This is a genomic window from Vreelandella neptunia, assembly GCF_000712975.1.
Lineage (GTDB): Bacteria > Pseudomonadota > Gammaproteobacteria > Pseudomonadales > Halomonadaceae > Vreelandella > Vreelandella qaidamensis.
The window spans coordinates 30165-53252 of sequence record NZ_JHQL01000003.1; the positions used below are offsets into that span (position 1 = coordinate 30165).

Sequence of the window (23088 nt, forward strand, 5' to 3'; positions counted from 1 at the left end):
GCTGACACGCTGCACGTACTGACAACAGGTTGACTGCCATGCATTGCCCTTTTTGTGGTGCTAATGATACTCGAGTGACCGACTCGCGGCTGGTAGCCGACGGTGACCAGGTGCGCCGTCGTCGCCAATGCGCTAGCTGTCAAGAACGCTTTACTACCTATGAAACCGCAGAACTCATCATGCCGAGAGTTGTGAAATCCGATGGCTCACGGGAAACGTTTAACGAGAGTAAGCTGCGGGCAGGCATGTTGCGTGCGCTTGAAAAGCGCCCAGTCAGTGCCGAGGCAATAGAAGCTGCCGTTGAGCGTATTCGCCAATCGCTTCGTGCCCGTGGAGATCGCGAAGTCAACGCGCGGGATATCGGTGAAGCCGTCATGAAAGCGTTAAGCAAGCTCGACCAGGTCGCCTATATCCGCTTTGCATCGGTATACCGTAAATTTCAAGATTTAGACGAATTTCGCGCTGAGATAGACCGCCTTTCTCAAGATCCTGGTGATCATCTTGCATCCGCCCCCAGCGACCCACATCGCGGAGAGGGTTGATGAAAGAGTCGATAAAAGAGCCGATGGAAGAAGGGTTCACTAGCGCTGACTATCACTTTATGGCGCGTGCCTTGCAACTAGCGGCTAAGGGTCTTTATACAACCGACCCTAACCCTCGAGTGGGCTGCGTTATTGTCCGTTACGATCAACACACTGAAGGGCAAGTGGTGGGTGAGGGGTTCCATCTGCGTACCGGAGAGCCTCATGCAGAAATTCATGCGCTTAACGCAGCGGGTATAAAAGCGGAAGGTGCCACTGCCTACGTCACGTTGGAGCCTTGCTCCCATACGGGACGCACAGGCCCTTGTGCTGTTGCGTTAGCGGATGCTCGCGTTGCACGAGTGGTCGTGGCCATGGTTGATCCTAACCCCCGCGTTAGCGGTAGCGGTATCCAGCGGCTACGGGATGAGGGTATCCAGGTGGAGTTTGGCCTGTTAGAGCAGGATGCACGTGGATTAAACCCTGGTTTTATTTCGCGTATGCAGCGCAAACGTCCTTTTGTACGCTTAAAAATGGCCATGAGTCTTGATGGTCGTACTGCCATGGGGTCAGGAGAGTCGCAGTGGATTACTGGGCCAGAGGCGCGTAGCCAAGTGCAGCGTCTGCGCGCTCGATCAAGCGCTATTTTAAGTGGCGTTGAGTCCGTTATTATGGATGATTCACGGCTGACAGTGCGCGCGGAACAGCTGGCGCTTGATAATGCAGAGGCGGTCAGTCAGCGCCAGCCGCTGCGTGTCATCTTAGATTCACGCCTGCGTCTACCGCTAGCGGCAGCCTGCCTTCGTGAACCAGGGCGCACGTTGATTATTACCACCGAACATCACAGTGACGAAAAACGTCAAAAGCTGGAAGCTGCGGGTGCGCTTATTAAGGTAATGCCTGCGGATCAAGAAGGTCGAATCGACCTCGCCAACATGCTGAGCTGGCTAGCTGAGCATGAGCAGATAAACGAACTGCTCGTTGAAACCGGTGCTACTTTAGCAGGCGCGCTGTTAGAGGCGAACGCGGTGGATGAGCTGCAGTTGTTTGTCGCGCCAACGCTGTTGGGGGGTGAAGCTCGACCACTATTTGCGTTGCCCGGTATGACCCGTATGGCTGACCAAAAACGTTTGACTATTAAAGAAATTCGCGCCGTTGGGAGTGATTGGCGAATAATCGCTGAACCTCGCACTGACTAGCGCACAGGGCCAGAGCAAGGTACCCTGACGCGCGAAATCGCATGTATTGCGACCACTTATTTTGGAGATTCCATGGCGCATTCCTCTTCAGAGGGTTTGTCCCCTATCGCTGAGCTGGTGGAAGATATCCGCCAGGGCAAAATGGTGATTCTCATGGATGATGAGGATCGCGAAAACGAAGGTGATATCATCATGGCGGCCGAAAAAGTGCAGGCCGAGCATATCAACTTTATGGCACGCTATGCCTGCGGACTTATCTGCATGCCCATGACGCGTGAGCGCTGCGAACAGCTTAACCTTCCGCTGATGGTGCGTGACAATGGCTCTGGGTTTGGCACTAAGTTTACGCTCTCCATTGAAGCGACCGAAGGGGTGACCACCGGCATCTCCGCAGCCGATCGTGCCCGCACGGTACAAGCCGCAGTGGCAGCAAATGCCAAGCCGACAGATATTGTACAGCCCGGCCATATTTTTCCGCTGATGGCCGAGCCGGGTGGTGTTTTGCGCCGGGCAGGGCATACCGAAGCCGCCTGTGATTTGGCATCGCTAGCCGGATGTGACCCCAGCGGCGTCATTTGTGAAATCATGAATGACGATGGCAGTATGGCACGTCGTCCTGAGCTTGAAGTGTTCGCCAAAAAGCATGGTATTAAAATTGGCACAATTGCCGATTTAATCCACTATCGTATCGTTAATGAGCAAACCGTTGACCCGGTCGAAACCACCAGCGTGATGACGGCCCATGGGGAGCTGGCGCTGCATGTGTTCCGTGACCGCATACAGGGCGCTCATCATTTAGCCTTGGTTAAGGGGCAACCGACCCCAGAACAGCCCACTACTGTGCGTGTTCACTTAGCGGATACGCTACGTGATATTGTGGGGTTAATGAAAGGTGAGCAGTGCCGTTGGGATGCTCATCGTGCCCTGAAAGAGATCGCGGATGCACCTTCGGGTGTCTTTGTGCTGATTGATGATGGTCGTCCCCATCAGGATTTAAAAGATCAACTGGATATTTTTCTGGACCGCGTGCGTCAACCGCGCACCAGCGATTCAGACGGTTCAGGTAATTATTTAACGATTGGTACTGGCTCGCAAATCCTACGCTACCTAGGGGTAGGTAAAATGCGGCTACTCAGCTCACCGTGGAAATTCTCGGCGCTCTCTGGTTTTGATCTCGAAGTGGTTGAGCGCTTGGGACCTAATGACACGGCGTATGAGCCAACTTCTCAGCAGGAATAAATTGATGCAATCCCTTTCGCAAGTTGAAGGTACTTTTGTAGATGTCGATGGCCGTTATGTCATCGTTGTAGGTCGTTTCAATCACCATGTGGTGGATAGCCTGGTGGAAGGCGCTATCGATAGCCTGACGCGCCATGGCGTTGATGCGGACAATATTCACCTTGTCCACGTCCCCGGTGCTTGGGAGCTACCGCTGGCAGTAAAGCGCGTGCTTAAAGTCATGAAGCCCGATGCTGTTATCGCGCTGGGCGCGGTTATTCGTGGAGGCACGCCGCATTTTGAATATGTGGCTGGTGGCTGTAATACCGCCATTAACCACCTCCAGCTTGAGTTTGATACACCGGTGGCAAACGGGGTGTTGACCGTTGAGTCAATCGAACAAGCAATCGAGCGAGCGGGCACCAAAGCAGGTAATAAAGGTACGGAAGCGGCAATGGCAGCGATGGAAATGGTATCGTTGCTGCGCGCATTGCCGTTAGGAGATAACCAATGAGTGAACGTCGTGAGCGTAAGCCTTCTGCTGCACAGCTAGGGCGCCACGCCGCACGTGAGCTGGCGGTTCAAGGGATTTACCAGTGGCAAATGACGGGTAAATCAATCACCACTATCGAAGCTGAGTTTCGCAGCCAAGTAGCGGATGATGACCTAGAAGATTACGAAAACTGGGTAAAAGTAATGGAAATCGCTGACAAAGCGCTTTTCCATGAATTACTGCATAATACGGTCAGTTTCAAAGCAGAGTTAGACCGTGAAATTGCCCCATTGCTCGACCGTCGCCTAGAAGATCTTGACGCCGTTGAGTTAGCTATCCTTCGTTTGGGCGCCTACGAGCTGTCTCGGCGGATGGAAGTGCCCTATCGCGTAGTGATTAACGAAGGCGTTGAGCTGGCCAAATCTTTTGGTGCCACCGACGGCCATAAATACGTAAACGGTATTCTCGATAAGCTGGCAAATCGCTTACGAAGTGCCGAGGTCAGTGCTCGCCGTCTGTAAGGCAAGCCTTCTGATAATACGTTTAAGGGGCCTTTGTGCTTGGCGAATTTGAACTGATTCAGCGCTACTTCATGTCGCCGCAGGAGGCGCACGCGACAGCCGGTATAGCGCTTGAAAATGGCGACGATGCAGCGCTTTTAGTGCCCCAAGCAGGTCAGCAGCTTGTGGTTAGCGTTGATACATCGGTGAGTAATGTCCATTTCCCCCACGATGCCCCAGCACATGCGATAGGGCACCGTGCTTTGGCAGTGGCACTCAGCGACTTAGCCGCGATGGGAGCAACGTCCCGGTGGTGTCTGATGGCGCTAACGCTGGATAAGAGTGCCTTTGTTGATCGCGATGCTGCTGAGCAGTGGTTAGCAGGGTACGCGAAAGGATTTCATGCGCTTTGCCAGCAACATTCCACCGCCCTGGTTGGAGGGGATGTCACCTCTGGGGCATTGACCATTGGTGTCACGGTGATGGGCGAAGTGCCAACAGGTGATGCGTTGACCCGTTCAGGCGCAAGCGTGGGAGATGTCATTGCGGTGACGGGTGCGCTTGGCGGGGGAGCCGGTGGCCTAGCCCTTTGGCGCCAGGGTGAACGCGATCTTTCGCACCCGCTGCTAACCCGCTACTTGTTGCCACAACCTCGTTTAGCAGCAGGTGTGGCATTACGCGGTCTTGCAACCGCAGCATTAGATGTTTCGGATGGCTTGCTGGCAGATTTGTCGCACTTACGCAACGCGTCTGAAGTGGGTTGTGCACTAGCGCTAGATGCACTGCCGTTAGCGAATGGGTTACATGAGACGTTAGGCCACGATGGTGCGATAAAAGCCGCGCTAACGGGGGGGGACGACTACGAGCTACTGGTGACACTTTCACCACGCAATATCGCTATTGCTCAGCAGCGACTCTCTGACCTTGGCCTGTCACTAACTGTAATAGGCCGCTGTACAGAAACGCTAGGCGTGACTGGTGTTGATGCCAGTGACTACGAAGGATGGCAGCATTTTAGCGGGGAAGCGCCATGAACCGAGCACCAGCGAGCGTTTGGCGTCGGCCAACCCATTTTTTTGCCTTTGGTCTGGGCAGTGGTGCAGTGCCCTGGGCACCAGGCACCTTCGGGACGCTAGCGGCTATTCCTTTCTACTGGATGATGGCCGACCTGCCCTTGAGCTGGTATCTCGGCATTGTATTTGCCGCCTTTGTCGTTGGGGTTTGGTTATGCGATAAAACCTCCCATGACTTAGGTGTGCACGATCACTCTGGTATTGTTTGGGATGAATTTGTTGGCTACTGGATCACCATGGCGGCCGTACCCTTTTCATGGGAAGCAGCGCTCTGGGGGTTCATTGTTTTTCGTATCTTCGACGTGTTCAAGCCATGGCCTATCCGCTGGGCTGATCGGCGTGTTGCCGGTGGATTTGGCATTATGATTGATGATGTCATGGCCGGTATCTATGCGTGGAGTACGATGCATTTATGGTTTTGGCTGCATTAAAAAATCTATCAGTATAAGCAGGCAGTACAAGAAAGCAGATGAATTACTTATATAATAATGAATGGATTCGGATAATTACTAAAAACTGATTACGCAACGTCGGTGGCGAACGTCTCCAATCGAGGGGGTGTTCAAGGAGATCGCATGCGCAAGGAACGACTGATCGTCCCTATTCTCGCGGCCCTGGCGGTGGCGTGGATGGTGGCGCAACTGCTATCGAGTATTTTGTTTGAACGCAGCCTTCGCCAAGCATTAGAAGATTTAGAAGCACGAGGCGAGTGGCGAGTTAGTCGGACGGAGAGCCGCCAAGGGTGGCTAACGTCTCAGGGAAAGCTGCTTTTATCGCCCTTGTTAGGGCGGCCATGGCGACTAGAACTCACTTACCGTGCGCGTCATGGCGCATTAAGTACTGATGTTGAAGGAACGCTTCTGCCCCGTTTAGACAGCGTTTTGCAAAAAGCCGTGGGCGAAGTCTCTGCACCGTCCATTCCACGTTGGCAAGGGCGCTACCACACGGTAAGCGGCCATAGCGAACTGCGTTTAGCGCTGGCTCCCTTTGTGATTCAACAAAACGGCCGTGAATTATCGGTCCGTGGAGCCAGAATGCGTCTGGAGGGCGTATTTGGTGATTGGCGGTTGCGCGCGCTGCTTGATCAGCTCACGTTAACCGATGGCCCCGCTCAGCTGACGATGGGGCCTTCCTCCCTTGAAAGCCGTTATACCTATATTGACGATGCCTATCATTTTGCTCAACGCGACCACCTGCATGTTGAGTCGTTATCGCTTCACTATCCTGCTTATGATATTCACCTTTCGCCACTCGATGTTCACAGCCACATGGTGCTCGATGAACAAGAGCTTCGTCTCAATGGCGAGCTAATCATTGGCGAAGTTAGCGTTCCTAGTGAGGCTCCTGATACGCCGCTATTAAGTGGCCGAATACACGCGGAACTTTCACGTTTAAATGCAGATGCCGTGCGCGAAACGTTCTTACAACTGCGCCAGGAAGCCGCGTGGGGTGATGCCAGTCTTCCCATGGCGGAAGGGTTATTGGTTCGTTTGGCCCCCAATTTGATGGGGGTGTTACATGACTCACCTCGCTTAGACATTACAACAGTGGCGATCGAGAGCCCACTCCTAGGCATCACTGTTAATGCGGATGGCGCACTCTTTTTTGATGCGCGTCGGCTTGATGAGCTGACTATAACAGAGTTGACTACACCAGAAGAGCGCGCCCGCTGGCTAGATCGTGTTGATGGTGATTTTACCTGGTACGATGCACCTACCGTGGCAGCTCTTTGGCTAGGGCTTCCCCTTGGTACGCGAGAATTGGAGTTTGACGTGATTCGTGGTGAATTGCGTGTTAATGGGCGTCCTATGCCTCAACTTTGGCCTCAATAAGTCTCTAGTCTCTTTGCTTTATAGCTTTGTATCAGCCCTCTCTATCAGCCCTCTCTAATGGTGTTAAGGGTTGAAGTTTCTACTGTGTGCCCACATCCCTTAAACATTATTAAGCGGACTGATCCGCTAGCTATTGTTATGGGAGAGGCGCATGAGCGACCAGGACTACGACCGCGATCACGAGCACTTAGATTGGCTGACGGATGAAGAGTCCGACGCGCATCAAGAGCACGGTGAAGAACCACGTACTGACGATCCGCGTACTAATGATGGTAGTGAAGATCATCGTTCAGACGGTGAGAAAGTTAATTCGCTAGTGCCCGCCAGCGATATGCTTCCAGAGCGTATCTATCTGTTGCCGATTCATAATCGACCATTTTTCCCTGCTCAGGTACAGCCGCTGGTTATCAACCGCGAGCGCTGGGAAGAAACCATGCGCCGCGTGGGTAACACACCTCATCACACCATTGGTGTTGCCTTTGTTGGCGAGCAGGGCGTTGATTCTCTAAATCATGATGATTTTCCCGAGATTGGCACAGCAGTTAAAGTGCATAAACTCCAAAGCGAAGATCAACAAATCCAGTTTATCGCGCAAGGGGTTAAGCGTTTTAAAATTCAGCGTTGGCTGTCTAAAGAGCCGCCGTATCTGGTGGAAGTCAGCTATCCTAAAGAGCCAGTAGATGCTGAAAATGAAGAAACCCGTGCCTATGCAATGGCGATCATTAATGGCATCAAAGAGCTGTTGCCGATTAATCCTCTTTATGGCGAAGAGCTAAAGCATTACTTGAACCGCTTCAGCCCACATGAACCTGGCCCTCTGACAGACTTCGCAGCTGCTATAACGTCTGCCAAAGGCCCTGAGTTGCAGGATGTATTGGCCACGCTGTCAGTGGCTGAGCGAATGCATAAAGTACTCCCCCTGCTACGCAAAGAAATCGATGTTGCCCAGTTGCAAAGTGAAATCAGCGAGCAAGTCAATGCTCAAATGCAGGAACGGCAGCGCGAATTCTTCTTGCGTGAGCAGCTTAAAGTTATTCAGCGAGAGCTGGGGATTTCAAAAGACGACCGCGAAAACGATGTCGATACGTTTAGGAACCGCCTAGAGTCGCTGGTGGTACCGGAGCGCGTTCAAGCGCGTATCGATGATGAGCTTAATAAACTCAGCGTGCTAGAAACCGGCTCGCCAGAGTACGGCACTACTCGTAACTATCTTGACTGGCTAACCTCGTTACCTTGGGGCGTTACCAGCCAGGATAAGCTCGATTTGGCCCATGCCAGGGAAGTCCTCAACCGCGATCACGATGGCTTACAAGACGTGAAAGAGCGGATTATTGAGTTTCTGGCCGAAGGAACTTTTAAAGGCGACGTGGGTGGCTCGATTGTACTGCTGGTTGGCCCGCCTGGGGTCGGTAAAACCTCGATTGGACGCTCTATTGCTGAAGCATTAGGCCGTGAGTTCTATCGGTTTTCGGTAGGTGGCATGCGCGATGAGGCTGAAATTAAAGGGCATCGCCGTACTTACGTGGGCGCAATGCCCGGCAAGCTAGTGCAGGCGTTTAAAGAAGTTGAAGTCGAAAACCCAGTGATCATGCTCGATGAGATTGATAAGTTAGGCCAATCGTTCCAGGGTGATCCTGCATCAGCACTGCTTGAGGTGCTAGATCCCGAACAAAATGTCGACTTTCTGGATCACTATCTCGATGTGCGCATGGATCTTTCCAAAGTACTGTTCTTGTGCACCGCCAATACGCTGGACTCGATCCCAGGGCCGCTGCTTGATCGTATGGAGCAGATCCGTCTGTCAGGTTATATCACAGAAGAAAAGCTACAGATCGCTAAGCATCATCTATGGCCAAAGCTTCTGAAACGCGACAATTTGCCGAAAAAACGTATTAACTTAACGGATGCCGCGCTCAAGCAGGTGATTGATGGCTATGCCCGTGAGGCAGGCGTTCGCCAGCTTGAAAAGCAGCTGCATCGTATTGTTCGTAAGGCAGCAGTGAAGCTTCTCGAAGAGCAGGTAGAAACGGTAAAAATTTCGGTTAAAAACCTGGAAGAATTCCTGGGAGCACCTCTTTTCCGCAAAGAGAAAGTGCTGAAAGGCGAAGGCGTTGTTACCGGTCTTGCTTGGACTTCCATGGGAGGCGCAACACTGCCTATTGAAGCGGGCAAAGTCCATGCGCTGGATCGTGGCTTTAAACTTACCGGCAAGCTTGGCGATGTGATGAAAGAGTCCGCCAATATTGCTTACAGCTACACGCTGGGCCACCTGCAAGAGTATGGTGCCGATGCCGACTTCTTTGACTCAGCGTTTGTGCATCTTCACGTGCCCGAAGGGGCAACGCCCAAAGACGGCCCGTCGGCAGGGGTCACGATGACCACGGCATTGCTTTCGCTGGCTAAGCATCAGGCGATTAATCGCCCCTTGGCAATGACGGGTGAATTGACCTTAACCGGTCAAGTCTTACCGGTGGGGGGAATTCGGGAGAAAATTATCGCCGCACGCCGCAGCGATATTTTTGAAGTGATACTTCCAGAAGCCAATAAACGCGATTATGAAGAGCTTCCCGATTATTTGAAAGAGGGAATGACGGTGCATTTTGCGAACCGCTATCGTGATGTTGCCAATGTGGTTTTCACGTAGGTTCTTCAATCGAACGTAAAAAAACAACCGTTTAGTTAAGGCGCCGCACCGAAGAGTGCGGCGCTTTTGCATAGTTATTTAGTGGTTAAATTCCCTTGCAACACGGGATAATAGAAGCAAATCAAAATTAAAAAAGCCCCTGGGAGTTTCTGAATGCGCAATAACCAACCCGTCACTCAGCGTGAGTACACGCTTGATGACGAAGTTGTACTGATCTCACGGTCTGATTTAAAAGGCAATGTAACGTACGCGAACGCGGCGTTTGTAGAGATAAGCGGCTACACCCGTGATGAGTTAATGGGAGCGCCCCATAGTTTAATTCGCCACCCTGATATGCCTGAAGCAGCCTATGCTGATTTCTGGAAAACAATTCAGTCAGGGGCGACGTGGCAAGGAACGGTTAAAAACCGCCGTAAAAATGGTGACTACTATTGGGTGAATGCTACCGTCGCTCCGCTCCGGGATGGTGATCGCATTGTGGGGTACACCTCGGTACGTCGTAAGACAACGGCCAGCAGTATTGCGCTAGCTGAAACGGTTTATAAAGAAATCCGAGAGAAGGGTAAGTCTCGCCACTATGTATTGGCGCAAGGCGTACTTAAACGTCGCGGATTAGGGGGCATTCTTAAAAGCTTTCAGTTTACCAGTTTAAGAGCCAAGCTAACCGGTATGGTGGTCACGTCGCTGGTTTTGTTAGGGCTAGCCGGAGGCTTAGGCATGTACGGTTTAATGGTCTCTGGCGAGCGCTTGGAGTCGCTAAATCGGACGGGGCTTGAGGCGGTTGCTAATCTTCAACGTCTTGAACGTCAAGTAGGGCAGGTGGTGGCCCTGTTAGAACCCGCCGTTCGCAACCCTCGCCGTGTTGACATAGACGCGGTTGCTGGGTCTGTTGACGAGTACTCCCTGTCAATCCAAACGCTTTGGGATGGCTACCGCACCGACAGCAACGCTAGCACCGAGCGTCAGCAATCGTTTGCGTCCACGCTTTCTGCCTGGAGTGCCAGCGTGAACACCACGCTTAGCGCTATCCGTGACGCCAATGGTTTTGCGGCTTTCGAAGCCTTTAATGATGGCGTACAGCCCACCACTGAGCAGCTGCGAGAAGGCAGTAGCCAGTTAGTGAGTAATGAGCGGGCCAATGCTCAGGCGCTGGTTGAACTGGCGCAGCAGGGCCGCCAGAAAATGTTGATTGCCCAAGTGGTGCTGGTGGCTATTGGTTTATTACTGATGGTGGGGCTTAGCAGCATTATCTTAAGATCAGTACTGCGCAGCGTAGAAGGTGCACGTCATATTACGTTCCAAATTGCGGCAGGTAATCTAGCTGCTCGTGAACGTCGAGAAGGCAAAGATGAATTAGGCGCATTGCTTTACTCGCTGGATACCATGCGTTTTAGCCTTGCCAGCATTGTAGGGGAAGTTGAGCATCGCGTGTCCGTCGTCACTCCCGCAGTTCAGCAAATTGCTGCAGAAAATGAGGAGCTAGCATCACGCACCGAACAGCAAGCCTCCTCGTTGCAGCAAACGGCGTCTAGCATGGAAGAGATGACCTCGACGGTACAACAAAATACCGAGAGTGCCCGTCAAGCAACTGAGTTAGCGATGCAGAATACATCGAGCACTCGCGACACCCGTGAACAAATGCAGCAGTTGGTGGCAAGAATGCAGCGTATTGCCCAAAGTGCTGAAAAAATGACCGAAATGATCAGCGTCATTGATGGAATTGCTTTCCAAACCAATATTCTAGCGCTGAACGCTTCTGTTGAAGCCGCTCGTGCTGGCGAGCATGGTCGTGGTTTTGCCGTTGTAGCTAGCGAGGTTCGCAACTTGGCTAGCCGTAGTGCTACAGCAGCCCAAGAAATTCGTAAGATGATTGATAGCACAACCCAAGAAGTTAGTAGTGGTCGCGGTGCTGTCGAGCAGGCTGAACGTGCTATCGACGATGTCATGCAGCAGGTTAGTCGTGTTAGCGAGCTCATGGAGTCGATTAGCACCGCATCTAGCGAGCAAAGCAGCGGTATTGGTCAAATTAATTCAGCGATTGCGGAAATGGACAGCGTTACTCAGCAAAATGCCACCAAGGTACAAACGATTGCAGCGTCTGCTGATAATTTAGCCCTAGAAACGTTTGAGCTAGCGAATGTGGTGGGTGCTTTCCGTTTGGAAGGCGCGCAGGAAGAAAATATTCAGGTTGCTCGGGAAAAGCTACAGCAGGTTAATCAAGCGCAGCGTAAAGCATCGCTACGCTTGCCTTCACGCAACAGCTCCGCAGCGCGAGGCCTGGCTAATCAAGATGACTCACAGCAATGGGAAACGTTTTGATTTTGGTGGATAACCGCTGAGCAGGGCGCTGCGGTTGCCCTCACCATCTAGTCTACGCGTTGCGCTCATGCCACAATCTAAGGCCGCTGGATTCACTTGCCTGCCGCCAAGAATGCGGTAGGCCATGATAAAGATGTAGAGGACACCATGCCCGAGTATCGCTCCCGTACGACCACCGCTGGCCGCAATATGGCCGGTGCCCGCGCTTTGTGGCGCGCCACTGGTATGAAAGACGACGATTTTCACAAACCCATTATTGCGGTGGCGAACTCGTTTACCCAGTTTGTGCCGGGTCATGTCCACTTAAAAGATATGGGCCAGCTGGTCGCACGTGAAATTGAAAAAGCAGGTGGGGTAGCGAAAGAGTTCAATACTATCGCGGTAGATGACGGTATCGCGATGGGCCACGATGGCATGCTCTACTCATTGCCCAGCCGCGACATCATCGCCGATAGCGTTGAGTACATGTGTAATGCCCACTGTGCCGATGCGCTGGTGTGTATTTCCAACTGCGACAAAATCACCCCAGGAATGTTGATGGCGGCTATGCGTCTCAATATTCCGGTGATTTTCGTGTCAGGTGGACCCATGGAAGCGGGTAAAACCAAGCTATTAGATCACGGTCTAGACTTGGTTGACGCCATGGTGATGGCGGCTGACGACAGCGTTGACGATGAAACCCTTGCCGAAGTTGAGCGTAGTGCGTGCCCCACCTGTGGAAGCTGCTCGGGTATGTTTACCGCCAACTCGATGAACTGTTTGATGGAGGCGCTAGGGCTGGCGCTGCCGGGGAACGGTACCGTGCTGGCTACCCATTCTGATCGTCGGCGATTATTTGAAAACGCTGGCCACCGCATTGTGGAACTGGCCAAGCGCTACTACGAAGGTGAAGAAACCCACCTACTGCCACGTGCGATTGGCAATAAGGCTGCGTTCAAAAATGCCATGACGTTAGATATCGCCATGGGGGGGTCTACGAATACGATATTGCACCTGCTGGCAGCAGCCCAGGAAGCAGAAGTCGACTTCACTATGTCGGATATCGACCGCCTTTCCCGGGAAGTGCCACAGCTATGTAAAGTGGCCCCCAATACCCAGAAATACCATATCGAAGACGTTCACCGTGCCGGTGGCATTATGGCGATTTTGGGTGAGTTAGATCGTGCTGGAGTACTGGATACCTCGGTACCAACGGTTTATGGCGATAGCTTAAAAGCAGCGTTGGAAGAGTGGGATATTATGCGCTCGCCAAGCGCTGAAGTAGTTGAGTTCTTCAAAGCAGGCCCTGGTGGTGTGCCGACCCAAACCGCTTTCTCGCAAAGCACCCGCTGGCCAAGCCTCGATGGTGATCGCGCTACTGGCTGTATTCGCGACCTAGCCCATGCATTTTCAACAGAAGGCGGCTTAGCGGTACTGTACGGCAATATCGCTCTCGATGGCTGTGTGGTTAAAACCGCAGGCGTTGATGACTCGATCCTCGTGTTTGAAGGCAAAGCCCACGTCGTGGAGTCCCAAGACCAGGCCGTAGCCAACGTATTGGATGGTAAGGTCAAAGAGGGCGATGTCGTGGTGATTCGCTACGAAGGTCCTAAAGGCGGCCCGGGCATGCAGGAAATGCTCTATCCGACCTCCTATTTAAAATCCAAAGGGCTGGGTAAAGCCTGCGCACTGCTGACCGATGGCCGCTTTTCGGGCGGCACTTCTGGTCTTTCTATTGGCCATATCTCTCCTGAAGCTGCGGCGGGTGGCGCGATTGGTCTAGTAGAGCAGGGTGATACCATTTTGATCGATATTCCGAATCGCACGATTAATGTGCAGCTACCTGATTCCGTGCTGGCAAAACGCCGTGAAGCCATGGAAGCCAAAGGCAAAGACGCCTGGAAGCCCGTTGAACAGCGCCCGCGTAAGGTCACACCCGCTCTAAAAGCGTATGCGCTACTGGCAACGTCTGCGGACAAAGGTGCGGTTCGCGATCTTTCCAAACTCGACTAGTCGCTATGCTGGCTCAGTCTGTGACCGCTTACACAGGCTGAGCCATACCCAAATGCAAACCGTCAACACGACTAAGGAATGCCATGAAGGCAATTATTAACGTTGGCCTCGTTGGCTATGGATTTGCAAGTAAAACGTTTCATGCGCCGCTCATTCAGGCAACGGAAGGCCTTGATTTAGTCGCAGTATCCTCCAGTAATGCCGCCAAAGTGCAGGCTGATTTAGATGTCGAGGTTGAACGCCAAGCGCTGGCGCTGTGTCAGCGTAGCGATATTGACCTTATCGTTATTCCAACGCCTAACGACACCCACTTTTCGTTAGCTAAGACCGCGTTGATGGCGGGCAAACACGTGGTGGTGGATAAGCCTTTTACCGTGACGCTCTCAGAAGCCAAACAGCTAAAAGCGCTAGCGATTGATAAAGAGCGTTTGGTATCTGTATTTCATAACCGCCGCTGGGATAGCGACTTTCTCACTGTTAAAGCGCTGCTGGAAGCCGGTACGCTAGGACGTGTCACTGGGTTTGAGTCGCGTTTTGATCGTTTTCGGCCAGAGGTGCGCGATCGCTGGCGCGAAAAAGCCATGCCCGGTGGTGGTATTTGGTATGACCTAGGCCCGCATTTGCTTGACCAAGTCTGCGAGCTGTTCGGAATGCCGAACGCTATTCTACTAGACCTAGGTGTGCGCAGAGACGGCGCTAAAGCTGATGATGATTTTCTGGCACTGTTGGAGTACGACGGTTGCCGCGTCAGCCTCAGTGCTGGCACCCTGATGGCTGAATCAACACCCCGTTTTCGTATTCATGGAACAAAAGGCAGCTACCTTAAATACGGCTTAGATCCTCAAGAGGACCGCTTAAAAGCCGGAGAAACACCAACGTCTAAGTGGGGTGAGGACTCGCCAGGTACGCTGACCCTACGCGAAGGCGACGGTGAAGATGCGCCGCTGGCAAGCCACGAGCACGTCACACAGGCGGGTGACTATCTCGCTTATTATCACGGCGTGGCCGCGGCGATACGCGATAAAACACCGCTGCCCGTGGATATTGAAGACGCGCTGCGCAGCATGGTGCTGTTAGAAGCTGGCCTAGACAGCCACCGCCAACGGCGTTGGATACCGCTTAAGCACCATTTGTAAACACCATTTGTAAGCACCGGCGGCGGCCCAGTGTTGGGAGAAATTCTCTGCCACTGGGCGTCGTTCCGCCGCCTTCTGCGGGTGCCGCCTGCGCTCGTTCCTCGCGATCTTCGTTACCACGCGCTACATAACCCACTGAATTTATAGGTATTGTAGTGCGGTGTGAGCGTCAGCGTACCCGCAAAGGCAGCGCGGTTTTACAACAAATCCATTGCGTTATCGCGTTTCTCTTCGCGTAGCTTATCTCTTGCGATATAGAGTGCGGCGATGGCGCGGGCTTCGTGGAAGTCGTCGCGTAATAACAGTGCCGGTAGTTCTTCAATGGCGTGGGTTTCAACTATTAATGGCTCTGGCTCGTCGCCTGGCAGGCGCTTGGGGTAAAGATCGGTAGCCATCAGCACCTGCATACGGTGGCGCATGTAGTTGGGCGCTAACGAAAGCTCCACCAGTGGTTCAATCCGGCGCGCGCCAAAGCCACACTCTTCCATCAGCTCACGGTTGGCAGCGGTGACAACATCCTCACCAGGATCAACCAGACCCTTCGGCAGCGTCAGCACATAATCTTCAAAGCCAGCGGCATATTCGCGAATAAGCAGCACGTGTTCTGGATCGGGCATGGCAATGATCATAACCGCACCACGATCAGCGCCAGTTAAGCGTTCAAACTGGCGCTCTTCGCCATTAGAAAAGCGTAAATCAAGCGATTCAATATGGAATAAACGACTCTTGGCGACGCTCTCCCGCGCTAAAATCTGTGGCTTTCGTGGGTAGCCGGTATGGGTGTCGTCAGGTGATGATTCGTAGTTAGACATCATGCCTCCGTGGCTGCAAAAAACGGGTTACGCTACAATAGCATGCTTATTCTTTCAGACTGGAGCGGCAATGATTGATTGGCGCGAGATCGATACTGTCCTACTTGATATGGACGGCACGCTGCTGGATCTGCATTTCGATAGCCATTTCTGGCTAGAGCACTTGCCAAAACGCTATGTTGAACTTCATCAACTGGATATCGCGAGCCAAGAAACACTGCGTGCCCGTATTATTGGTGAGCAGGGGACGTTGAACTGGTACAGCCTCGCCTACTGGAGCCGTGAGCTTGGCGTCGATATTGTGGCACTGAAGCGTGAAGTGCAGCATCTTATTGGCCTGCGCAGTGATGCACTCGACTTTTTAACCTGGCTGAAGCAAGCCCACCCCCGCGTGGTATTGGCCACCAACGCTGACCGTGCCAGCCTTGCGCTTAAATTGCCGCTGACAGGGTTGGAAAACTATCTCGATGCCATCATCTCATCAGAAGACGTCGGGGCCGCCAAAGAAGAGCAAGCCTTTTGGTTTGCGCTTCAAGAACGTGAGCCATTTGACCCGGCGCGTACGCTATTCATCGATGACAACGCCAACGTGCTCGAAAGTGCCCATGAATTTGGTATCAAACACTTGCTAGGCATCAAGCAGCCCGATAGCCAGCGGCCTGAGAAAGAGCTGCAAGCGTTTATCGCCCTAGACCGATTTGCCCAACTGCTGCCAAACAACCTGCCAGGGCAGCGAGGAGAGCGTTAATGAGCGAGAGCGTTCGCTTAGATAAGTGGCTATGGGCCGCGCGGTTTTTTAAAACCCGTGCCCTGGCTAAAAAAGCCATAGAAGGTGGCAAAGTTCACTATGATGGTGGCCGCGCAAAAACTAGCAAAAATGTTGAGCTAGGGGCGATCATTCGTGTTCCTCAGGGGTGGGACATTTTTGAGGTGGAAGTAGTCTCGCTTTCTGACCAGCGTCGCGGTGCACCAGAAGCGCGTAAGCTTTACGCTGAAACTGAAGACAGTGTACAGCGTCGTGCTAAAGAGACCGAAGCGCGCCGCCTTACCAATGAGGCAATGCAGCACCCGCTTAAACGTCCTGATAAAAAACAGCGCCGTGATATCCAGCGTTTTCAGCGCCAACAAGGCGATTAAGCACGCGCTTATGCGTTATGCCGGTAGGCTCTCCTCTCTCTTTTTCTACCTGTCGCTTTAAACTATTGTTTTGAACCGTTGCTTCGGCCTGTTTCTTTGACCTGTTTCTTTGACCTATTTCTCTGATGGTTTCCTTATGTCTGATCAAATCCAACGTTTTATGTTTGACCAAACCAATGTGCGTGGTGAAATCGTCACGCTTAGCACGGCCTATCATGAAGTGCTTGATCGCCACGCCTACCCGCCAGCGGTTAATGAGCTGCTAGGTGAGTTACTGGCTGCGGTTGCTTTATTGACCGACACTGTAAAACTAGATGGCACGCTGAGCATTGAGGTGCGTGGCCAAGGGTCGCTCGCACTATTAATGGCAGAGTCCAACCCCGGGGGCGAGCTGCGTGCCATTGCACGCATTGCTGAAGACGCGGTATTGCCCAGCGAGCATGCCAACTTTAAAGAGCTGGTGGGCGAAGGCCAAATTATGATTACTCTCGACCCACGGGAAGGGCATCGCTATCAGGGTATTGTTGCGCTTGACCACGATACGCTAGGCGGCTGCCTGGAAGCCTACTTCGCCCAGTCAGAGCAGCTACCCACGCGCCTATGGCTGGCGGCTGATGGTGTCCGTGCAGGTGGGTTGCTGCTGCAACGTTTGCCCGATGCGTCACAAAATCAAGATGTCGATGCCTGGGAACGTAGCGTGCATCTTGCCGACACCATTAAAGCGGAAGAGCTTTTAGGGCTGGAGCAGCGCGAGGTGCTGTATCGGCTTTATCACGAAGAAACAGTGAGAGTATTTGAGCCGAAGGCGCTGCGCTTTGGCTGCACCTGTTCGCGGGAGCGAATGAGCCATGCGTTATACACGCTTGGAGAAGAGGAACTGCGCGATATTTTGCGTGAAGAGGGAGCAATCGATACCCAATGCCACTTTTGCCACACGAAATATCACTACACGGCCGCGGATATTGAAATTTTATTAGAAAACCCAGACGCACCACCGCCGGTGATTCACTGATTCTGTAGTCGTAGATGTTCGCAAAGAAATTGGGCTGTGTCGCGCGCGGCACTAGTCATAGCAAAGCATATGAGTTACGTGTTAAACGTATGTTTGAAATAAATACTGCGCTGCAACACAAAATGTAGTGCCAGTGTAGTAGTTTAACTACAAGATATTTGGTCAAAGCCCCGTTTCCTGTGGGCGTTCTTTTTGCCATAATGCGCCGGACTTCAGCGCACTCAGCCCGTAGTTATTGGAAACAATACCGGGCTGAGATGATTTCTCAAGGCGTCGGCGACGCCCGGTAAATTCGAGACCCAGGAATCGACATGACCACGACTCAAGCCGCTCTCCAAGCCCACGTTAATCTTAGCAGCGCCGAACTTATCGAGCGCGCCGTGGCCCGTGGTGAAGGCCGCCTGTCGGCTAACGGTGCGCTGGTGGTAAACACCGGCCTGCGCACAGGGCGTTCACCTAAAGATCGCTATATCGTCGACGAGCCATCCACTCGCGATAGCATCGACTGGGGCAGCGTGAATCGCCCGTTTGATGCTGAAAAATTCTCAGCGCTTTGGGCTCGTGTAGAAGATTATCTGGGTAGCCGTGAGCATTTCGTGGCTGAGCTGCATGTAGGCAGCGATAACACGCACTACTTGCCCGTCCGTGTGTCCACTGAAACCGCTTGGCAAAATCTGTTTGGCCGCACTATGTTCGTGCGTCCGCAGGTTTACAACACTGCGGCTAAAGAAGAGTGGACGATTCTGAACGCAGCGGGTTTTGAGTGTGACCCAAGTCGCGACGGCACCAACTCTGATGGCTGTGTCATCATCAACTTTGCCGAGCGCAAAGTGCTGATTGCCGGTATGCGCTACGCTGGTGAAATGAAGAAAGCCATGTTCTCGGTGCAGAATTACCTGTTGCCAGAAGCCGACGTATTGCCGATGCACTGCTCTGCGAACGTGGGTGAAGACGGTGAAACCTGCCTGTTCTTCGGTCTCTCGGGTACTGGTAAAACCACACTGTCTGCAGATCAGGCTCGTTACCTGATTGGTGATGATGAGCACGCCTGGGGCGATGGCATTGTGTTCAACATGGAAGGCGGCTGCTACGCCAAGTGTATCGACCTTTCTGAGAAGAACGAGCCGGTTATTTGGAACGCCATTAAGTTTGGTACCGTGCTGGAAAACGTTGTTCTTGATGATCGTCGTGAGCCTGATTACGCCGATGACAGCCTGACGCAGAACTCCCGTGCTGCTTACCCACTAGAGCACGTTGAGAAGCGCGTACCGGAAAATCTGGCCGGCGAGCCGAATGCCATTGTTTTCCTGACCTGCGATATGTCCGGTGTTCTGCCGCCCGTGTCGGTTCTTTCTAAAGAAGCCGCTGCGTATCACTTCTTGTCTGGCTACACCGCGAAAGTGGGCTCGACTGAAATGGGCTCTTCAGAAGGCTTGGCCGCTACGTTCTCTACTTGCTTTGGTGCACCCTTCTTCCCGCGTCCGGCGCGTGAATACGCTGACTTGCTTATCAAGCGGGTTGAGAAGAAAGATGCTCAGGTTTATCTCGTCAACACCGGTTGGACAGGTGGTGCCTACGGCGAAGGTGGCTCGCGTTTCTCTATCCCGACGACGCGCGCTATTATCAGCGCTATTCAGTCTGGCATGCTGCGCGATGTTGAAACCAAGCTTGTTGAAGGTTTAAACCTGCAAGTGCCGGTAGCGGTGCCAGGTGTAGACTCTAGCCTGCTCAATCCTCGCGAAACGTGGGCAGACAAAGATGCTTACGATCGTCACCTGCAAGACCTTGCTACCAAATTCGTTGATAACTTCAAGAAGTTTGAAGGTGTTAATGACGCAATTATCAAAGCAGGCCCGCAGTTAACCTAATTTGCACATCTGAGGGGAAGTTGTCGAACGTTTGGACAACTAAGTAGTCAGAGTGGGGCAGCGCGAAAGCGCTGCCCCATTTTTATTATTTAGTCCCCTTACTTTTTTGATGGGAGTTATGGATGAAGCGTCGACACTTTTTAGGTCTTGCTGGTTTGACCGGGCTAGTGGGTGTTATTCCTGGCGTATCGTTTGGCTTCCCTCGCTTGAATCTTGAGGCAGCTCCAGGTCTTGAAAAGCTTGAGTTAAGCGAAGACGAATGGCGTGAACGCTTATCCGATGAAGCGTTCAACGTGCTGCGTAAAGAAAGGACCGAGTATGCGTTTTCCAGCCCTCTTGATGAAGAAGAAAGGGAAGGCGAATACCGCTGTGCAGGGTGCGATCTGCTGCTGTTCACTAGTGCAATGAAGTATGACTCGCGCACTGGTTGGCCGAGCTTTTTTGAGCATGTCGAAGGCCACCTACTGACCAAATTAGATTTCAAAATGATATGGCCCCGCACTGAATACCACTGCGCCCGCTGCGGCGGCCACCAAGGCCACGTCTTTGGTGATGGACCAGAGCCCACTGGCTTACGCTGGTGCAACAACGGCGACGCATTACGGTTTGTGCCCGCGTAAGGCTCTCCCACGAATGCTGCGGTGCCGGGTGGGTTGGCGTGCGACGTGGCGGCTGCACAGTCGCAGGTGCAACATGTAGCGCTGCCAGGGTGGTGGGTGTATTTCCGGGCAGCCTTTCCCACTGTGGCCAATTCATGCCAGTAACGTGCGATTGTGGTACCTTGTCGGCACCTCGAATGCTGCATGAGTTAGTTGCACGTTATGGATGTCAAACAACGTATTATTTTACGCTTAGCCACTGAGCTAAACGTACGACCTGAACAGGTCTCCGCCACGGTAGAGCTTCTGGATGGTGGCGCTACCGTGCCATTTATTGCCCGTTACCGTAAAGAGGTAACAGGCGCCCTTGATGATAGTCAGCTGCGTCAGTTAGATGAGCGACTGCGCTATTTGCGCGAGTTGGAAGAGCGCCGTGACGCTGTACTGTCAGCTATTGATGAGCAAGGCAAGCTGGATGCCTCTCTAAAAGCGTCCATTCAGGCAGCCGAAACCAAGCAGCGCCTGGAAGATTTATACCTGCCATTTAAGAAAAAGCGCCGCACTAAAGCACAAATCGCCCGTGAAGCAGGGCTAGAGCCACTGGCTGATGCCCTACTGGACAACCCTGCGCTTAACCCTGAAAGCGAAGCAGCGCAGTACCTGCGTCCTGCCGAAGGTGATATTCCCGCCATTGAAGATGCCAAAGCTGCCCTGGATGGTGCTAAGCAAATTCTCATGGAGCGCTTCGCTGAAGACCCCGAGCTAATCGGTCGTCTTCGTGAACGGTTATGGCAAGAGGGCGAATTAAGCGCCCGCGTGCTTGATGGCAAACAGCAGGAGGGTGCGAAGTTTTCTGATTACTTTGAACATGACGAAAAGCTCGCTAAAGTACCTTCACACCGTGCGCTTGCCATGTTCCGTGGCCGCAATGAAGGCATTTTAAGCCTGTCAATTCGCTTGCCTGGTGAAGAGGACGCGCCGATTCACCCAGCCCAAGTGGCTATTGCCAAACAAGTAGGAATTAGCGATGAAGGACGTCCCGCCGACAAATGGTTGAGTGAAGTTGTGCGCTGGACGTGGCGTGTAAAACTCTACACTGCGCTTGAAACCGAGCTGCTGGGACGTCTGCGCGAGCAGGCAGAGCTAACCGCTATCGACGTATTTGCTGCTAATTTGAAAGATCTTTTGTTGGCAGCGCCTGCTGGGCAGAAGGTCACCTTAGCTATTGACCCAGGCTTAAGAACCGGCTGCAAAGTGGCGGTGGTGGATGCGACTGGGCAGTTTATCGACCAAGCGACGATTTACCCCCATGCGCCACAGAATCGCTGGGATGAATCGCTTAATGTGCTCGCTAAATTGGTTAAGCAGCACGGTGTTCAGCTGATTGCCGTGGGCAATGGCACGGCCAGTCGTGAAACTGACAAGCTAGCAGGCGATCTGCTGAAAGCACTAGCACCCGAGCACCGGTTAAGTAAAGTGATGGTGTCTGAGGCAGGGGCGTCAGTTTATTCAGCGTCGGAATACGCCTCTCGCGAGCTGCCGGATCTTGATGTCACCATACGTGGTGCTGTCTCTATTGCCCGACGCCTGCAAGACCCGCTGGCAGAGCTGGTAAAGATTGAGCCGAAATCTATTGGCGTTGGTCAGTACCAGCACGATGTTTCCCAGGTGCAGCTCTCACGCAGTCTAGAAGTCGTGATAGAAGATTGTGTTAACGCGGTGGGGGTCGATCTCAACACTGCCTCTAGTGCGCTGCTTTCTCGCGTTGCTGGGTTAAGTGCTGCCATTGCTGAAAATATTGTTGCCCAACGTAACGTTCAAGGGGCCTTCAAAAGCCGTAAAGAGCTGTTGGAAGTTAGTCGTCTTGGGCCAAAAACATTTGAGCAGTGTGCTGGTTTTTTGCGTATCAGTAATGCCGAAAATCCGCTTGATGCCAGTGCCGTTCACCCCGAGGCTTACACCTTGGTAGAGCGTATCGCCAAGCAGAACAGCCGTGATATTAAAGGGCTGATTGGTGATAGTGCGACGCTAAAAGCACTGAAACCCGCCGATTTCGCCGATGAGCGTTTTGGTGTTCCTACCGTCAGCGATATTCTCAAAGAACTGGATAAGCCTGGCCGTGACCCGCGCCCTGAGTTTAAAGCGGCTGAATTCCGTGAAGGCGTCGAAACACTTAAAGATCTGACGTTAGGCATGGTGCTGGAAGGAACGGTTACTAACGTGACCCACTTCGGAGCTTTCGTCGATGTGGGCGTTCACCAAGATGGACTCGTGCATATTTCAGCGCTGTCGGATCGTTTTATTGATGATCCACGTAGCATCGTGAAAGCAGGCGATATCGTTACTGTTAAGGTGATGAGCGTAGATATCCCCCGCAAGCGGGTAGGCCTTTCAATGCGTTTGGATGATGAGCCAGAGCAGGCGCAAACAGCATCAAGTTCCACCAACGACGAGCCTCGCAAGCCTGTGCGTAGTAGCCAACGGTCGGCTAGTGCTGGGCAGAATGGTCGCGGACAGAGCGGTCAACGCCAAGGCGGAAAGCCCAGCGAAGCACCTGCTGCCATGGGCGCGCTCGGCGCAGCCCTGCTTAAAGCAAAGCAGGGCAAATAGTCGCGCGTCTTGAATATTTAACGGTTGCCGCCATATCCTGCTTTCTATTCTCGGTAAAAAACGTAATAAACCACATGGCGAAGCCAACTGAATTCAACAAGGCCTGCTTTAAGCAGGCCTTAC

General features: G+C 52.8%; 19 protein-coding genes. 18 read left to right on the forward strand and 1 reads right to left on the reverse strand.

From position 1 onward, the window contains the following. The first annotated feature begins 38 nt into the window (after positions 1-38). The 12 genes from nrdR to CR46_RS0108380 all read left to right on the forward strand — a co-directional run bounded on the left by nrdR (position 39) and on the right by CR46_RS0108380 (position 14927). Positions 39-542, forward strand: coding sequence for a transcriptional regulator NrdR (gene nrdR, locus CR46_RS0108325; RefSeq protein ID WP_030071806.1), 504 nt, complete (start codon positions 39-41; stop codon positions 540-542). Beyond that, the gene (ribD, locus tag CR46_RS0108330) at positions 542-1720 is read left to right on the forward strand and encodes a bifunctional diaminohydroxyphosphoribosylaminopyrimidine deaminase/5-amino-6-(5-phosphoribosylamino)uracil reductase RibD (protein ID WP_232222361.1); all 1179 of its coding nucleotides are present in this window, start codon (positions 542-544) and stop codon (positions 1718-1720) included. The genes nrdR and ribD overlap by 1 nt, the downstream gene beginning before the upstream one ends. 72 nt (positions 1721-1792) lie before the next feature. After that, on the forward strand, positions 1793-2959 hold the full coding sequence (gene ribBA, locus CR46_RS0108335; RefSeq protein ID WP_030071808.1) for a bifunctional 3,4-dihydroxy-2-butanone-4-phosphate synthase/GTP cyclohydrolase II: 1167 nt from the start codon (positions 1793-1795) through the stop codon (positions 2957-2959). Positions 2960-2963: 4 nt separating this feature from the next. Next, on the forward strand, positions 2964-3452 hold the full coding sequence (gene ribH / locus CR46_RS0108340; protein ID WP_030071810.1) for a 6,7-dimethyl-8-ribityllumazine synthase: 489 nt from the start codon (positions 2964-2966) through the stop codon (positions 3450-3452). After that, positions 3449-3952: a transcription antitermination factor NusB gene (nusB, locus tag CR46_RS0108345; RefSeq protein WP_030071812.1), complete on the forward strand. Its 504-nt coding sequence runs from the start codon at positions 3449-3451 to the stop codon at positions 3950-3952. Before ribH ends, nusB begins: the two co-directional genes overlap by 4 nt. A 35-nt stretch (positions 3953-3987) precedes the next feature. Continuing rightward, positions 3988-4965 (forward strand): thiamine-phosphate kinase, encoded by a 978-nt coding sequence (gene thiL / locus CR46_RS0108350; RefSeq protein ID WP_030071814.1) that lies wholly within the window; start codon positions 3988-3990, stop codon positions 4963-4965. Then, positions 4962-5435, forward strand: a complete 474-nt coding sequence (locus CR46_RS0108355) for a phosphatidylglycerophosphatase A family protein (RefSeq protein WP_009721756.1) — start codon at positions 4962-4964, stop codon at positions 5433-5435. Before thiL ends, CR46_RS0108355 begins: the two co-directional genes overlap by 4 nt. 144 nt (positions 5436-5579) lie before the next feature. Then, entirely contained in the window at positions 5580-6836 is a 1257-nt protein-coding gene (locus CR46_RS0108360; protein WP_030071818.1) for a DUF945 family protein, read from the forward strand. A 151-nt stretch (positions 6837-6987) separates the two neighbouring features. Further along, entirely contained in the window at positions 6988-9480 is a 2493-nt protein-coding gene (lon, locus tag CR46_RS0108365) for an endopeptidase La (protein ID WP_030071820.1), read from the forward strand. Between the two features lie 153 nt (positions 9481-9633). Continuing rightward, entirely contained in the window at positions 9634-11799 is a 2166-nt protein-coding gene (locus CR46_RS0108370) for a methyl-accepting chemotaxis protein (protein ID WP_030071822.1), read from the forward strand. Positions 11800-11946: 147 nt separating this feature from the next. Beyond that, the gene (gene ilvD / locus CR46_RS0108375) at positions 11947-13791 is read left to right on the forward strand and encodes a dihydroxy-acid dehydratase (protein WP_030071825.1); all 1845 of its coding nucleotides are present in this window, start codon (positions 11947-11949) and stop codon (positions 13789-13791) included. An 83-nt stretch (positions 13792-13874) separates the two neighbouring features. Continuing rightward, a complete protein-coding gene (locus CR46_RS0108380; RefSeq protein ID WP_030071827.1) occupies positions 13875-14927 on the forward strand; it encodes an oxidoreductase in 1053 nt (350 codons plus the stop codon). A gap of 197 nt (positions 14928-15124) precedes the next feature. Here CR46_RS0108380 and nudE read toward each other — a convergent pair whose 3' ends face one another. Further along, positions 15125-15739: an ADP compounds hydrolase NudE gene (gene nudE / locus CR46_RS0108385; RefSeq protein ID WP_030071830.1), complete on the reverse strand. Its 615-nt coding sequence runs from the start codon at positions 15737-15739 to the stop codon at positions 15125-15127. A 70-nt stretch (positions 15740-15809) separates the two neighbouring features. Between nudE and yrfG the strand changes: the two genes are divergently transcribed. The 6 genes from yrfG to CR46_RS0108415 all read left to right on the forward strand — a co-directional run bounded on the left by yrfG (position 15810) and on the right by CR46_RS0108415 (position 22965). Beyond that, positions 15810-16487, forward strand: coding sequence for a GMP/IMP nucleotidase (yrfG, locus tag CR46_RS0108390; protein WP_030071832.1), 678 nt, complete (start codon positions 15810-15812; stop codon positions 16485-16487). Beyond that, positions 16487-16876 (forward strand): ribosome-associated heat shock protein Hsp15, encoded by a 390-nt coding sequence (gene hslR, locus CR46_RS0108395; protein ID WP_030071834.1) that lies wholly within the window; start codon positions 16487-16489, stop codon positions 16874-16876. The genes yrfG and hslR overlap by 1 nt, the downstream gene beginning before the upstream one ends. A gap of 136 nt (positions 16877-17012) precedes the next feature. Continuing rightward, positions 17013-17888: an Hsp33 family molecular chaperone HslO gene (gene hslO / locus CR46_RS0108400; protein WP_030071836.1), complete on the forward strand. Its 876-nt coding sequence runs from the start codon at positions 17013-17015 to the stop codon at positions 17886-17888. A 311-nt stretch (positions 17889-18199) separates the two neighbouring features. Continuing rightward, complete coding sequence (locus CR46_RS0108405) at positions 18200-19756, forward strand: phosphoenolpyruvate carboxykinase (RefSeq protein WP_030071838.1); 1557 nt, start codon at positions 18200-18202, stop codon at positions 19754-19756. A gap of 122 nt (positions 19757-19878) precedes the next feature. Next, a complete protein-coding gene (gene msrB, locus CR46_RS0108410) occupies positions 19879-20376 on the forward strand; it encodes a peptide-methionine (R)-S-oxide reductase MsrB (protein ID WP_030071840.1) in 498 nt (165 codons plus the stop codon). Between the two features lie 201 nt (positions 20377-20577). Further along, a complete protein-coding gene (locus tag CR46_RS0108415; protein ID WP_030071842.1) occupies positions 20578-22965 on the forward strand; it encodes a Tex family protein in 2388 nt (795 codons plus the stop codon). The last annotated feature ends 123 nt before the right edge of the window (positions 22966-23088 follow it).

Excerpts from the sequence above, each read along its gene's own strand:
- nrdR (WP_030071806.1), top strand. The coding sequence starts at position 39 with ATGCATTGCCCTTTTTGTGGTGCTAATGATACTCGAGTGACCGACTCG.
- ribD (WP_232222361.1), top strand. The coding sequence starts at position 542 with ATGAAAGAGTCGATAAAAGAGCCGATGGAAGAAGGGTTCACTAGCGCT.
- ribBA (WP_030071808.1), top strand. The coding sequence starts at position 1,793 with ATGGCGCATTCCTCTTCAGAGGGTTTGTCCCCTATCGCTGAGCTGGTG.
- ribH (WP_030071810.1), top strand. The coding sequence starts at position 2,964 with ATGCAATCCCTTTCGCAAGTTGAAGGTACTTTTGTAGATGTCGATGGC.
- nusB (WP_030071812.1), top strand. The coding sequence starts at position 3,449 with ATGAGTGAACGTCGTGAGCGTAAGCCTTCTGCTGCACAGCTAGGGCGC.
- CR46_RS0108355 (WP_009721756.1), top strand. The coding sequence starts at position 4,962 with ATGAACCGAGCACCAGCGAGCGTTTGGCGTCGGCCAACCCATTTTTTT.
- CR46_RS0108360 (WP_030071818.1), top strand. The coding sequence starts at position 5,580 with ATGCGCAAGGAACGACTGATCGTCCCTATTCTCGCGGCCCTGGCGGTG.
- lon (WP_030071820.1), top strand. The coding sequence starts at position 6,988 with ATGAGCGACCAGGACTACGACCGCGATCACGAGCACTTAGATTGGCTG.
- CR46_RS0108370 (WP_030071822.1), top strand. The coding sequence starts at position 9,634 with ATGCGCAATAACCAACCCGTCACTCAGCGTGAGTACACGCTTGATGAC.
- ilvD (WP_030071825.1), top strand. The coding sequence starts at position 11,947 with ATGCCCGAGTATCGCTCCCGTACGACCACCGCTGGCCGCAATATGGCC.
- CR46_RS0108380 (WP_030071827.1), top strand. The coding sequence starts at position 13,875 with ATGAAGGCAATTATTAACGTTGGCCTCGTTGGCTATGGATTTGCAAGT.
- nudE (WP_030071830.1), bottom strand. The coding sequence starts at position 15,739 with ATGTCTAACTACGAATCATCACCTGACGACACCCATACCGGCTACCCA.
- yrfG (WP_030071832.1), top strand. The coding sequence starts at position 15,810 with ATGATTGATTGGCGCGAGATCGATACTGTCCTACTTGATATGGACGGC.
- hslR (WP_030071834.1), top strand. The coding sequence starts at position 16,487 with ATGAGCGAGAGCGTTCGCTTAGATAAGTGGCTATGGGCCGCGCGGTTT.
- hslO (WP_030071836.1), top strand. The coding sequence starts at position 17,013 with ATGTCTGATCAAATCCAACGTTTTATGTTTGACCAAACCAATGTGCGT.
- CR46_RS0108405 (WP_030071838.1), top strand. The coding sequence starts at position 18,200 with ATGACCACGACTCAAGCCGCTCTCCAAGCCCACGTTAATCTTAGCAGC.
- msrB (WP_030071840.1), top strand. The coding sequence starts at position 19,879 with ATGAAGCGTCGACACTTTTTAGGTCTTGCTGGTTTGACCGGGCTAGTG.
- CR46_RS0108415 (WP_030071842.1), top strand. The coding sequence starts at position 20,578 with ATGGATGTCAAACAACGTATTATTTTACGCTTAGCCACTGAGCTAAAC.